10 protein-coding genes are annotated in these 13,810 nt (G+C 44.1%); 9 read left to right on the top strand and 1 reads right to left on the bottom strand.

Going from position 1 to position 13,810, the window contains the following annotated elements; genetic code table 11:
• Positions 1-15: 15 nt before the first annotated feature.
• The 5 genes from GT641_RS08895 (at position 16) to GT641_RS13375 (ending at position 6,907) form a co-directional block, all read left to right on the top strand.
• Positions 16-1,413, top strand: coding sequence for a glycine--tRNA ligase (locus GT641_RS08895; protein WP_044946160.1), 1,398 nt, complete (start codon positions 16-18; stop codon positions 1,411-1,413).
• Positions 1,414-1,692: 279 nt separating this feature from the next.
• Positions 1,693-4,338, top strand: coding sequence for a pyruvate, phosphate dikinase (ppdK, locus tag GT641_RS08900; protein ID WP_119963205.1), 2,646 nt, complete (start codon positions 1,693-1,695; stop codon positions 4,336-4,338).
• 265 nt (positions 4,339-4,603) lie between these two features.
• A complete protein-coding gene (locus GT641_RS13210) occupies positions 4,604-4,852 on the top strand; it encodes a DUF6075 family protein (RefSeq protein WP_119963204.1) in 249 nt (82 codons plus the stop codon).
• A 63-nt stretch (positions 4,853-4,915) separates the two neighbouring features.
• Complete coding sequence (locus tag GT641_RS08905; RefSeq protein WP_161117333.1) at positions 4,916-5,659, top strand: LytTR family DNA-binding domain-containing protein; 744 nt, start codon at positions 4,916-4,918, stop codon at positions 5,657-5,659.
• A gap of 246 nt (positions 5,660-5,905) precedes the next feature.
• Positions 5,906-6,907, top strand: coding sequence for a GHKL domain-containing protein (locus tag GT641_RS13375; protein WP_161117334.1), 1,002 nt, complete (start codon positions 5,906-5,908; stop codon positions 6,905-6,907).
• A 146-nt stretch (positions 6,908-7,053) separates the two neighbouring features.
• Here GT641_RS13375 and GT641_RS08915 read toward each other — a convergent pair whose 3' ends face one another.
• On the bottom strand, positions 7,054-7,359 hold the full coding sequence (locus tag GT641_RS08915) for a helix-turn-helix transcriptional regulator (protein WP_243104430.1): 306 nt from the start codon (positions 7,357-7,359) through the stop codon (positions 7,054-7,056).
• Positions 7,360-7,615: 256 nt separating this feature from the next.
• Here GT641_RS08915 and GT641_RS08920 point away from each other — a divergent pair, with 256 nt between their 5' ends.
• From GT641_RS08920 to GT641_RS08935, 4 genes are all read left to right on the top strand, one after another.
• Positions 7,616-7,747: a cyclic lactone autoinducer peptide gene (locus GT641_RS08920; RefSeq protein ID WP_008402847.1), complete on the top strand. Its 132-nt coding sequence runs from the start codon at positions 7,616-7,618 to the stop codon at positions 7,745-7,747.
• 6 nt (positions 7,748-7,753) lie between these two features.
• Entirely contained in the window at positions 7,754-8,326 is a 573-nt protein-coding gene (locus GT641_RS08925; protein WP_008402849.1) for an accessory gene regulator B family protein, read from the top strand.
• Positions 8,327-8,368: 42 nt separating this feature from the next.
• On the top strand, positions 8,369-11,599 hold the full coding sequence (locus GT641_RS08930; protein ID WP_161117335.1) for a prenyltransferase/squalene oxidase repeat-containing protein: 3,231 nt from the start codon (positions 8,369-8,371) through the stop codon (positions 11,597-11,599).
• Between the two features lies 1 nt (position 11,600).
• On the top strand, positions 11,601-13,810 hold a 2,210-nt coding region (locus GT641_RS08935), incomplete at its 3' end, for a transglutaminase domain-containing protein (protein WP_279282151.1).

Consider the following 13,810-nt stretch of genomic DNA (forward strand, 5'->3'; position numbering starts at 1 on the left):
TAAATGGAGGACATTATGGAAAAGACATTAGACAAGATCGTTGCTTTAGCAAAGAACAGAGGTTTTGTATATCCGGGTTCAGAGATTTATGGTGGACTTGCAAATACATGGGATTACGGTAACCTTGGTGTTGAGTTAAAGAACAATGTAAAAAAGGCTTGGTGGAAAAAGTTCATACAGGAGAATCCATATAATGTAGGTGTTGACTGTGCGATCCTGATGAACCCACAGACATGGGTAGCATCCGGACATCTTGGCGGTTTTGCAGATCCTTTGATGGACTGTAAAGAGTGCCATGAAAGATTCCGTGCAGACAAACTGATCGAAGACTACATGGCAGAGAATAACATGGAGATCGAAGGTTCCGTTGATGGCTGGTCAAATGAAGAAATGGAGAGCTTTATCGAAGAAAAGAATATCTGCTGTCCTTCATGCGGAAAACATAATTTTACAGGTATCAGACAGTTTAACCTGATGTTCAAGACATTCCAGGGTGTAACAGAGGATGCAAAGAACACAGTATATTTAAGACCTGAGACAGCACAGGGTATCTTTGTAAACTTCAAGAATGTACAGAGAACATCCAGAAAGAAGATTCCGTTTGGTATCGGACAGATCGGTAAGTCATTCCGTAACGAGATCACACCGGGTAACTTTACGTTCCGTACCAGAGAGTTTGAGCAGATGGAGCTGGAATTCTTCTGTGAACCGGGAACAGACCTTGAATGGTTTGATTACTGGAGAAGCTTCTGTATCAACTGGCTAAAAGACCTTGGTATCAAGGATGAAGAGATGCGTGCTCGTGATCATTCACCGGAAGAGCTTTGCTTCTACAGCAAGGGAACAACAGATATAGAGTTTTTATTCCCATTTGGGTGGGGCGAGCTTTGGGGTATCGCAGACAGAACGGATTATGATCTGACCCAACATCAGACTGTATCCGGCGAACCAATGGATTATTTTGATGATGAGAAGAAAGAGAAATACATTCCATATGTTATCGAACCATCACTTGGTGCTGATCGTGTAACACTTGCATTCCTTTGTGCTGCATATGATGAAGAAAATATCGGAACAGAGGAGAAGCCGGATGTAAGAACTGTATTACATTTCCATCCTGCACTTGCACCTGTTAAGATCGGTGTCCTTCCACTGAGCAAGAAACTTGGCGAGGAAGCAGAAAAGGTATATGCTGAATTATGCAAATACTACAACTGTGAATACGACGACAGAGGAAATATCGGTAAGCGTTACAGAAGACAGGATGAGATCGGAACTCCGTTCTGTGTAACTTATGATTTTGATTCAGAAGAAGATGGTGCTGTAACTGTCCGTGACAGAGATACCATGGAGCAGGAAAGAGTAAAGATCGAAGATCTGAAGGCATATTTTGAGAAGAAATTCGAATATTAATCAGACGAAATGAATCAATATCTCAGATAGAGTACCCGGTTGATCGAATCTGTAAAATAAAAGGGACATTTGTCGGAAAAGAACATTATCCAGCGGATGTCTCTTTCTTTTTGAAAAAGATTCCGGAATATGCGGTTAAAAAGAGAAAAAAATTGAAAAAAGTGGTTTAATATTATTAGGTCATATGATATAATCACGTCAGAGTGGTGGGAAAATTCTGCCCTAAAGCAGGTTTTTTTCAGCATATATTTAATTAGATACGTAGGAGGTAATAAACAAATGGCAAACAAGTGGGTTTATATGTTTAGCGAAGGCGACATGACCATGCGTAATCTTCTCGGTGGTAAGGGTGCAAACCTTGCAGAGATGACAACAATTGGTCTTCCAGTTCCACAGGGTTTCACAATCACAACAGAGGCTTGTACTCAGTACTATGAAGATGGTCGTAAGATCAACGACGAGATCATGGCACAGGCTATGGAAGGTGTTAAGAAGATGGAGGAGATCAACGGCAAGAAGTTCGGAGATCTTGAGAATCCATTATTAGTATCAGTTCGTTCAGGTGCTAGAGCATCTATGCCGGGTATGATGGATACAATCCTTAACCTTGGTTTAAATGACGAAGTTGTTGCTGCAATGATCGCACACAACCCAGATCCAGCATTCGAGCGTTTCGTATATGATTCTTACAGACGTTTCATTCAGATGTTCTCAGACGTTGTTATGGAAGTTGGTAAGAAGTACTTTGAGCAGCTCATCGATAAGATGAAAGAAGAGAAGGGTGTTAAGTTCGACGTAGAACTTACAGCAGCTGATCTTAAGACTCTTGCAGAGCAGTTCAAGGCTGAATACAAGAACCAGTTAGGAACAGATTTCCCTTCAGACCCAGTTGAGCAGTTAAAGTTAGCTATCGAAGCTGTATTCCGTTCATGGGACAACCCACGTGCAAACGTATACAGAAGAGATAACGATATCCCTTATTCATGGGGTACAGCAGTTAACGTAATGCCTATGGTATTCGGTAACTTAAATAATGAATCTGGTACAGGTGTTGCATTTACTCGTGACCCTGCAACAGGTGAGAAGAAGCTTATGGGTGAGTTCCTTATCAATGCACAGGGCGAAGACGTAGTTGCCGGTGTTCGTACACCAATGCCAATCGCTCAGATGGAGCAGGAATTCCCAGAAGCATATGCAGAATTCCTTAAGGTATGTGAGACTCTTGAGAATCACTACCATGATATGCAGGATATGGAGTTCACAGTTGAGAACAAGAAGCTTTACATGCTTCAGTGTAGAAATGGTAAGAGAACAGCTCAGGCAGCTCTTCAGATCGCTTGTGACCTTGTTGATGAAGGACATAAGACAGAGGAAGAAGCAGTTGCAATGATCGATCCTCGTAACCTTGATACACTTCTTCACCCACAGTTTGATGCAGCAGCTCTTAAAGCAGCTACACCAATGGGCAAGGGCCTTGGTGCTTCACCGGGTGCTGCTTGTGGTAAGATCGTATTTACAGCTGACGATGCAGAAGCATGGGCAGCTAAGGGCGAGAAGGTTGTTCTTGTACGTCTTGAGACATCACCAGAAGATATCACAGGTATGAAGTCAGCACAGGGTATCTTAACAGTTCGTGGTGGTATGACATCACATGCTGCTGTAGTTGCTCGTGGTATGGGTACTTGTTGTGTATCAGGTTGTGGCGATATCATTATGGATGAAGAGAACAAGAAGTTCACACTTGCAGGCAAAGAGTTCCATGAGGGAGATTTCATCTCAATCGATGGTACAACAGGTAACATTTACGATGGAGTTATCAAGACAGTTGATGCTTCAATCGCAGGTACATTCGGTCGTGTTATGGCATGGGCTGATAAGTACAGAACACTTAAGGTTAGAACAAATGCTGATACACCGGCAGATGCTAAGAAGGCTCGTGAGCTTGGTGCAGAAGGTATCGGTCTTTGCCGTACAGAGCATATGTTCTTTGATCCAGAAAGAATCGCAGCATTCCGTGAGATGATCTGCTCAGATACAGTAGAAGAAAGAGAAGAAGCTCTTGATAAGATCCTTCCATATCAGCAGGGAGATTTCAAGGCTCTTTACGAAGCACTTGAAGGTAACCCAGTTACTATCAGATTCCTGGATCCACCTCTTCATGAGTTCGTTCCTACAGAGGAAGCTGATATTGAGAAGCTTGCAAAGGCTAAGAATAAGTCAGTAGAAGAGATCAAGGCACTCTGCAACTCACTTCATGAGTTTAACCCTATGATGGGTCACAGAGGATGTCGTCTTGCTGTAACATATCCAGAAATCGCTAAGATGCAGACAAAGGCTGTTATTCGTGCAGCTATCGAAGTTCAGAAAGAGCATCCAGATTGGAATGTTGAGCCAGAAATCATGATCCCACTTGTATGTGAAGTTAAAGAGCTTAAGTACGTTAAGAAGGTAGTAGTTGAGACAGCTGATGCTGAGATCGCTGCTGCAGGCGCAGATCTTAAGTATGAAGTTGGTACAATGATCGAGATCCCAAGAGCTGCTCTTACAGCTGATGAGATCGCTAAGGAAGCTGACTTCTTCTGCTTCGGTACTAACGACCTTACACAGATGACATTTGGTTTCTCAAGAGATGATGCAGGTAAGTTCTTAAATGCTTACTATGATGCTAAGATCTTCGAGAATGATCCATTTGCTAAGCTTGACCAGACTGGTGTTGGTAAGCTCATGGATATGGCTGTTAAACTTGGCAAGCCGGTTAATCCAAAGCTTCATATCGGTATCTGTGGTGAGCACGGTGGAGATCCTTCATCCGTTGAATTCTGCCACAAGATCGGTCTTGATTATGTATCATGTTCACCATTCCGTGTACCTATCGCTAGACTTGCTGCTGCTCAGGCTGCAATCGCTAACAATGCAGGAAAGTAGATTACAACTATATGTACTTCACGGAATTTCTGATTACCAGAGCTGATGTTAATGATTTCATGACACATCGTCCGGAGTACACGAAAGCGAACCGTTTTAAGGATTTCGTTTGTAAAATCTATCTTTGATAATTAGGGGAAAATTCCAAATATTGGGTTTTCCCCTTTTTTATTGGGTTTTCTAAGGATTCTATCTCTTACTAAGAGGTAGAGTCCTTTTATTTTATACAAAATTCCTAAAGGAGGTTCGAGGTTATGAACAACACATGGTATTTGAATCAGTAGATCACAGGACATTTTACAGAGAAAAATTAGCGAGAGCGAGATACAGAGACAGTTATCACAAGTCACTCATTTATATCCTTGGCATATCTGAGGACACGAGACGGCATTGCGATGAAATCTACGTGAAGAAAGTACTGAATTTATGGTATGTTAGATTGTCATTTAACTTTTTATTATGGCTTATAAGGAAACAAAGAGCAATACCTTCTACTGCAAAGCATTTGATTTAGGATGGTATGGGTGATATAATCTGAAATGTAAATATTTTGTTTAGTTATAGGGGATTGATGGGAGTGCTTAGAGTAGGAATTTGTGATGATGGGTCGGCAATCTGTTCGGAAATTGAAAGGATCGTTAAAGAATATGGGAAGAAGCATGACTTGAGACTTGATACAGAGATATGGAGTACGGGAGAGGCACTGGTGGATTATCTTGAGGATGGAAATGCGATTGATTTATTATTCTTGGATATTGATTTGATTACGACCAGCGGTGTAGATATAGGACAGTATATTCGGCATAGACTGAATAATTATAGCATGAAGATTGTGTTTATATCTGCAAATACAACATATGCAATGAGCCTGTTTGATATAATGCCGATGAATTTTCTTGTGAAGCCGCTTGTAAAATCTAAGGTAGAGGAATGTCTTGATTTGGCTGTTATGTTTCTCGTAAAAGAAGAGAAGGTGTTTCAATGTAAAGTGGCTGGTAAAACTCATTATATACCATTTAGATCTATCCTTTATTTTGAAAGTGATGGCAGAAAAATCAGACTTGTCACGGAGAAAAAACAAAAAAATGGTGGCTTAGATACAAAAGTGGATGTGTATGAATATTACAGAAAGATAAAAGAGGTTGCTCAGGAAATTCTGTCGGACGAATCTTTCTTGCAAGTTCATAGGTCTTATATCGTCCAGATTGCTTACATACAAAAATATGAATATACACAGATACTAATGATGGACGGTACACAGATCCCTGTTAGTCAAAATTTTCGGAAAGAAGTACGGAGCAAGATGCTGGAGAGGGGATGAAGAAAAATGTACACGGCAGTATATTTAATGTGCAACATGTTCAGAATATATCTGATTAAGCATCTTACAGACATGTTTTTTCAGGGAGAGAATCCGGATAAGAAACATGTTGTAGGAGTATGTATTGTTTTTTATGCGGTAAACAGCGCGTTGTTTATCTGTCTTAATATATCATTGATTAATCTTATATGTAATGTTCTCGGCATAGGTGCGCTCGTGTGCGTGTATTCCAGAAACAGAAAATATGTGATTTTTATTATTGTAATACTTACTATTGTGTGCATGGGCTGTGATATGCTTGCTACAAGTCTGCTGACTCCGGCATACAAATCAGGAGATGCACTGGATATGCTGACATTCGTCATGGTCGATATGATTATGTTTGTGTTTATGTGTCTTCTGAGAAGGATAATGCAGAGCCGGAATGAGCAACAGATAGTGCCGAGCGTGGCTCTGATAATTGTGCCGATTATCAGTATATGTATACTTTTGTATATGGCTTACATGAAGCATTATATATCAGGCGACTTTATAGCAGTAGGATTGGGACTTTTATGTATAAATTTCTTGGTGCTGTATTTGTATAATATGCTTCTTGAATCCGCTCAGGAAAAATATGAGAACCAAATTCTCAGGCAGTATGTCAAGGAATATTCAAACCAGTTGGACATTATTCTTGAATCAGAACAAAAAGTAAGACGCATGCGCCATGATATCAGGAATCATTTGTCAGAGATACAGCTTCTGACCATGCAGAATAAGCGCGATGAGGTTTTAAAATACATAGAAAGCATGACGGACTATATGCAGAATTCAAGGGCAATTTCAGAATCTGGCAATATTGAGACAGACAGCCTTTTGAATTATATGCTTGGGTTGGCAAAGAAGGACGGAATTCATGTTGAAACGGACATATGTCTGCCGGAAGAATTGCGTAATTCGTTTGAGTTCAACATTGTTCTGGGCAATCTGCTTGACAATGCAGTCAGGGCGGCAAAGTCCAGTGAAGAAAAATACCTCTATGTTAGAATCAATATGGACAAAGGGACATTGAGGATTCTGGTAAAGAACAGCTACAGCGGTAAACTGCGTAAATCAGGGAGACATTTCCTTACCACCAAAGATGATTCGTATAATCATGGCATGGGTTTACAGAGTGTACAGGATGTTGTGAATCAAAATAATGGTGAGATACAGTTTGAAGCTACTGAAAATACTTTCATAGTCAGAGTTATATTGTTCAATTAACAATGATGTCTGCCAAGCTGCTTGGGGTTATGCCTGCAGCTTCTCTTAATTTCTTGATACGCTCAGGTATGTCAATGACTATTTTGTTTCTATAAAAGGTATGATTATGCTGTGTAAGGTTTCATGTCATTTCCTAGTATATTCTGTTAATTGTTTTCTTTTGAATTCTCCGTAGAAAAATAATGGACGAGACGGAGAATAATATCTACGCCTTCTGGACTTACTCCTGATATTTCAATTAGCTGCAATTCATTTCTTCCAAGTAAATAGTCTGTAGATACATGAAAAAAATCAGCCAAATCAACAAGAGTGTCTATAGAGGGTTTTGATGTACCCATTTCCCATGCGTTTACTGCTGAGCGAGATATGTTAAGTGCGCTTGCCAAATTACTCTGGGTTATACCGATGACTTCTCTCAATTCCCTGATACGTTCAGATATGTCCATTACCATTTTTATTCCTCACAAAAAATACGATTATGTCATGTTACATGTTTGTCCTTTCATTAGTATATTCAATTCAAAGTCAACTATAATTATCTTATTTGATAGTTACAAATGACAAAAAGAACCGGATTTTGGCAAAAAAACACGAGTTATGACAAAAAAGCTGTTAGTTATGACATATGGCGAATTTTAAGAAAAAAATGTGCTATGATTTAGACGGCTAATATCAAAATAGCAAAATATATCACAGGAGGGATGCAGTATGAACAAGGCAAAGAAGCTCGTAAACAAGATGGCAAAGAAATCGGCGGAGAAAGCAGCTAACTCAGCTTGCTGTTTCTGGGCATATCAGCCGAAAGAGCCAAAGGCAGTCAAGAAGCTGCGCAAATTCTAAGAGCCGATGAAGACATTGCAGGAATATGTAACCAACGAATATGACTCCGATGAGGAGAAGGAGATCATAGCCTATGGGCTTGAGCGTATCAGGGAGAACGTGCTTGCCTTTGGATTTACAGTTCTTGTCGGCTTCTGCTACGGTGATGTCCTCTCGGGCGTTCTGCTGTGGGTGTTTCTTTATCCCATAAGGAGCAGCGCGGGAGGATATCATGCGCAGACCAGATGGGGCTGCAGAGTTATGTCGGTTTCGCTTCTGCTTGCAGCTTATACTGCGGTATATGCCGTAAACAGGCTGGCATACGGACAGATGATACTGCTTGGGCTTCTGCTCTGCGCGGTGCTGACTCTATGGCTGCTTGCTCCGATTGGCACGGAGAATAAGCCTCTCGATGATATCGAGCATAGAATTTATCAAAAAAGGACAAGGATTATAGTTCTGGTTGAAACGATATTAGCCGTGTTTACACTGTATGAGGGAATATCGGTCATATATCTGCCGATAGTTATGGCATTTTTAATTTCATCAGCACTGCTTGTGATGGGATGTATTAAGCTGAGAAAAAATAAGGGAAAGTAAACATCAATTATATATTTTGCAACAAATGAAAGGAAAAAAATCATGTTAAAGGGGAAAATATCTTTATGGAATAGAAGTGGAATATTCTCTTCTATGTTGGCATTGCTTTTGTGTATTGCCATGTGTTTTGAATGTGTGCCATTTTATACTGTGGCGGCGGAAGAGACTGAGGAAACTGGTACATATAAAACAAAGGCGATAAGCTGGCTTGTCGGCGAGAAAGACGATGTGAGCGGCTGGGGTGATACAGACCTGATAAATGATACAGCCAACGCTCTGACTATACTCGGAAGAGAAGGAAAGCCGACAGACAGCACTTTCCTTGAGAAATGGAAAGGCAGCCATAAGGATATGAATACCGATGAGATGGTGCATATCGCGCGGGCAGAGTATATGTCCGCAGATTCAAAAGAGGCAGAATCACTGCTTTCTGATATCATGTCCCGCCAGAATCCTGACGGGGGTTTCGGTCTTACAGAAGAATATGAGAGCGATGTCTATGACACCGTGCTTGCACTTTCGGCGGTATGCGCTCAGGCTGTGGCTACACCGACGGATGCGACCGCAGATTACAGCAACACGGCAGGAGACGCAGCATTCTACCTTGCGGGGAAACAGAAAAGCGACGGAGGGTATGCGTACACGGATGCATCTGACAGCTCACCGTATTTGACGGCGTATGCGGGAATGATTCTCTCCATGTGCGGGTGTGATGATTTACCGGCGTGGACTGCACTTGACGCATACTGTCAGGACAGATTCACAGGGGAACTTTCCGAGGATACATTTGCCGAACAGGCAGTACTTGCCATGTATATGTACAGAAGAGAACTGATACAGGATGCGGATGCTTTCGAGGAGAAGCTTCATTCCGTACAGGGAAGCGACGGAAGCGTGTACGGGGATATCACGGACACGATATGGTACATACTTCTGCTTGACGAGATAGACAGTTATCATACACTGCGCCTTAGCATTACGAACGTGGAGACTGAGACTGATACATATGTGCTGGAAGCCGGAGAGACACAGAGTCTGTCGCTTCATACTGACATATCATATGATACCAATCAGAATGTGACCATGAATGTGCGGTATACCATCACAGAGGACGGAGAAGCGACAGCATCTGTCACAAAGGAGATGGAACTGTCTGCCTCGAATACGAAAGCTTCGCTTGATTCGGCACTTGAGGCAACGGCTCAGGAGGGGAAAGAATATATCCTGAAAACAGAGATTGTGTCGGTGGATGACGAGGCAGAGGTGCTTGCATCAGATGAGATTAAGTTCTCCGTACATGTGACTGAGAGACAAAAGCTCACACTCACTGCTGATGTGACGACAGGAATCGGGTATTCAGTTAATCTGTCATGGAATGATATAAGCAATGATGACGATACTTACAGATATCGTGTATTCAGGAAGATGAATGGCGGCGAATGGGAGACGCGTTCCACGTGGGACGGCTCGGAGAAGGTGAGGGTTCTCAATATCTATCCGTGCTATGCCGCGCAGAATTATTTGAAGAACTGGATGGAGCAGACAGTGAGCGACACGGGTGAGCCTGCCGGCAAAGGGCTGTTTGTCATAGACACGGTATACATAGGGAGTTATAATTCGGACCCGGATAAATATTTGAAGGACGAAAACGGAGATTACAAGTACGACGTGCTGATGTTTGGAACATACGATTCAAATGCCGGACAGGATCTCTCGGAAAAAGGATATGAGGCGACAAAGGCTTTTATTGATACAGGACGCGGAGCCATGTTTGGTCATGATACACTGGCTCGTATATCAAGCTGTTATCATCCCAATTTTGCAAGATTCGCAGATGATCTCGGCATTAAAGTTGCAACATGGTGCAGTTATACGCCGAGCAGCACAGTGAGGGTTGTAAACTCGGGTATGCTCACAAGTTATCCGTGGAAACTGTCAGGAACATTACAGATACCGAGTGCACATACTCTCGGACAGTATTCGGGTGGAGCGCTTTCTTCAACAGTCTGGATGGAATTTGGAACGTGGTACAGCACAGATTCGGAGACAGGAGCAACCACAGCTGCCTATCTCGTGACAAACAACCAGCTTGCCATGATACAGACAGGACACAGCAACGGTCAGGCGACTGATGATGAGAGAAAAGTTTTTGCGAACACACTGTTTTATCTGAAGCAGCTTACAAGCGAAACATCGGCAAAGGACAACTCGTTCTATGATGAGGCGGCACCGACACAGCCGGATATAACTGAGAGTGAAACCGGAACATTTATATGCAAATCCGAGGATATGGGAACTGACTATCAGTACTATGTGGAGGCTGTAAGCTCAGGGCACGGAGAAAACGTGGAATCAAACATAGTGGATGCCACGGCACTGTCCGGCATGAGAGGATTTATTACCGGCATAAGTGATTCGACAGAACCTATGGACGAGCTGAGAAAAAAGACAGATGAAGGAAAGCCGGCGGCTGAGGTGTCGGAAGCTTCTGACGGCACACTGAAAATTGATTTAAGCGAATATGATTTAACCGCATATGAGCCGGGGCAGACGGTGTATCTGCACATATGCGCGGTGGACAATGCGGGCAACATAAGTGATGAGACAGTCATCAGCATAGAGATACCAAAGGGGAAGGAATATCTGAGTCTGGATCAGGCGCTTATCGCAACAGATGGAGAAGTGCAGCTCTATTGCTGCGAGGCGGATATTACAGGCGATATATATGGGGCAGAGACGTTCAGGTTTCAGGGAAGCACGATACATCTTAACGGGACGGCATCATCGGCAGGGAGCCTCTCCATAGCGGGCGGAGTGCTGGATATCGCGGGTATGCAGGAGAACGTACAGCCTCTGGATGTTCCGGATTATACACAGGACATAAAGGATGATATGGAACTTGAGGGAGCTCCTCTCACGGAGATTGCAGTGTACAACAGCACGGATATAATCGTTCCGACGATATGCCTGAAAACTACAGGCGCGTGGTGTAACAGCGTGACGCTTTCGGCAAGCTTGATGTCCGGCGGTGACATATCTTTCAATGCAAACACGATACATTGCGGCGCGGAGGATGAGCCTGTCGTGCTGTGCTCGGAAAAGGGAGACATAAAAATACAGGCTACGGCATTTGAGGGAGAGGGACTGATATACGCACCGGAGGGAACGGTCACGATAAATGTCTCGAAATTCGATTACATAGGAAGCGTTGTGGCAAAGAGGGTAATTATACAGGCGGGTTACTACAACCAGAACCGCATGGAGGGAGAATAAGATGATAGAGAGATGTAAAAAGGGAAAAATATGGTACCGCAGCGTATGCACGTTATTATCTGTTGCTCTGTGTGTATGTATGCTGTCGGGCTGCAGAAGCAGACAGGAGTCAGCCTCTGTCGGAACGAAGACCGCCCAGACATATGCGGATACCGAAAACGGAGAAATAACAACAGATGAAACAGAATCGCAGGATGATTCAGACAAAATTCAGACGGTATGGCAGACTGCAGAGAAAGCAGTCACAGACGAGGCTGATAAAGCAGACGATGTCATGACACAGCTTTCGGAGAGTGTAAGCAGCGGCGATGCGGACAGAGTGATTGAGCTTGCCGATACACTGTCCGGGCAGCTGGACTCATCTTATACTGCGGCGGAAGAATGGCAGACCGCCCTGCAGGAAGTGAGCGATAGTCTGGACGATGAGGCGCGCACTGTATATGAGGAAAGAGAGAAGGCGTTCAATGAATCAGTATCTGAGAGCCGTGATGAGGCATCAGCACTGCTTGCCGGAATAAAAGAGTCGGCGGGTCAGGGGGATATGGAGACAGCGGCAGAGCAGACGGATGAGCTTACAAAGCTTCTTGGCGCTGATGAAACGTATGAGACTTACGGCGAGGATATACCTGATACAGAGCCTGTACACGAGGCAGAAACGGCTGAGTACAATGTTGACGCGGACACACCTGAAGCTTCGTCAGTTATGTCCGAGGATGAAAGCGAGAAAACCGAGTATCTCGCACTTGCCAGTGAGACAGAACTGTTGGATACTGTAAAGGAGAAAGCTGACGAGCTGAAGACGCCGCTGGCAGTATACAACTACATAAAGAATAACATAGGCTATGAGACATACCACGGCAGCCGCAAGGGTGCAAACGGAACATACGACGCCATGAGCGGCAACGACTATGATCAGGCAAGCCTTCTCATAGCCATGCTGAGATATCTGGGATATCCGTCAGCGTATGTAAAGGGAACCATAGACCTCACACCTGAGCAGGCGGTGTCACTTACCGGAGCTGATACGGCAGAGCATGCGGCTGACGTGCTTGCGGCAGCGGGTACACCGGTAACAAAGCTTACGCTTGACGGCGAGCTTGTATATGTGCGCATGGAGCATGTGTGGGTGCGCTCCTACATACCTTATACGGACTACAGGGGAGCCGGAGACGCTTCCGGCAGCTCTGTATGGCTGGATCTGGACACAGAAATCAAGTCATATGAGAACGTGGACAACATCTATGACGCTCTCGATGATGCGGGTTTCAATGATGAGGTGGCGAAGCTTGCTGAGACCGGGGACGCCTCACAGATGGATACGCTTCTTGATACATGGGAAGAAAAGCTCGGTTCGATGGACACGGATTCCATGTATACGAGAAAACGTATTATCTCACAGAAAGAAGAGAGTTATCTTCCGGCTTCGCTGCAGTATGCGACATACGGAGAGACTGTCATATTTGCTGAGATACCGGATTCAGACAGGGACAAGGTAAGCTTCGGCATAGACGGTGATGTGTTCACAAGCTTCACAGCTTCCGAGTTGTATGGCAAGAGTGTACTGCTCGCATACGAGCCTGCCACGGATGCAGACAAAGCCATATATGACAGCTATGACAGTATATTCGACGTACCCGCCTATGCGGTGTACATGAAGCCTGTCATCTATGTGGACGGCGAGGTCACAGCGGAGGGCGACGAGTACCTCGAGATAACCCTCGGGACAAAGCAGACATTTACCATAGGACTGTCGTCGGCTCTAGGCAGCCATGACGTGACAAACGATGTGACAACTGGCTCGATGTACGCGGTCACTCTGGACATGCAGAGCATCACATCCTCAGAGCTTCAGGAAATATATGATGAGGCTTCTGCACTCTCAGACAGCGTAACCGAGACAAATGTCTACAGCACAGATTATCTCGGCAAGCTCCTGACACTTGCGGGCAGGCTTTACTTCGCACAGGTGGATATGGCTGACATAATGACGGCTGAGGCATATGGTGTGACAGCCGTAAGAGACTTGAGCGAGGGTATCACGGGCTACGAGTTGAGATGTGATAAGCTGTACGGACAGGTATCCGGACTCAGCGAGGGCAGCCTGTACATAGACGTGGACACAGACCGCCACAGCGTAATCAGCCTCACTGGTGATGAGGACGCTTCAAGAGAATACATGCTCAGCACGGGTATGATGGGGTCGCTTTACGA

Origin of the sequence: Clostridium sp. BIOML-A1, assembly GCF_009874105.1 — a bacterium.
In the GTDB taxonomy this organism is placed as follows: domain Bacteria; phylum Bacillota; class Clostridia; order Lachnospirales; family Lachnospiraceae; genus Coprococcus.

Coding starts and splice junctions, on each gene's coding strand:
- GT641_RS08895 (WP_044946160.1), top strand. CDS start 16: ATGGAAAAGACATTAGACAAGATCGTTGCTTTAGCAAAGAACAGAGGT.
- ppdK (WP_119963205.1), top strand. CDS start 1,693: ATGGCAAACAAGTGGGTTTATATGTTTAGCGAAGGCGACATGACCATG.
- GT641_RS13210 (WP_119963204.1), top strand. CDS start 4,604: ATGGTATTTGAATCAGTAGATCACAGGACATTTTACAGAGAAAAATTA.
- GT641_RS08915 (WP_243104430.1), bottom strand. CDS start 7,359: ATGGTAATGGACATATCTGAACGTATCAGGGAATTGAGAGAAGTCATC.
- GT641_RS08920 (WP_008402847.1), top strand. CDS start 7,616: ATGAACAAGGCAAAGAAGCTCGTAAACAAGATGGCAAAGAAATCGGCG.
- GT641_RS08925 (WP_008402849.1), top strand. CDS start 7,754: ATGAAGACATTGCAGGAATATGTAACCAACGAATATGACTCCGATGAG.
- GT641_RS08930 (WP_161117335.1), top strand. CDS start 8,369: ATGTTAAAGGGGAAAATATCTTTATGGAATAGAAGTGGAATATTCTCT.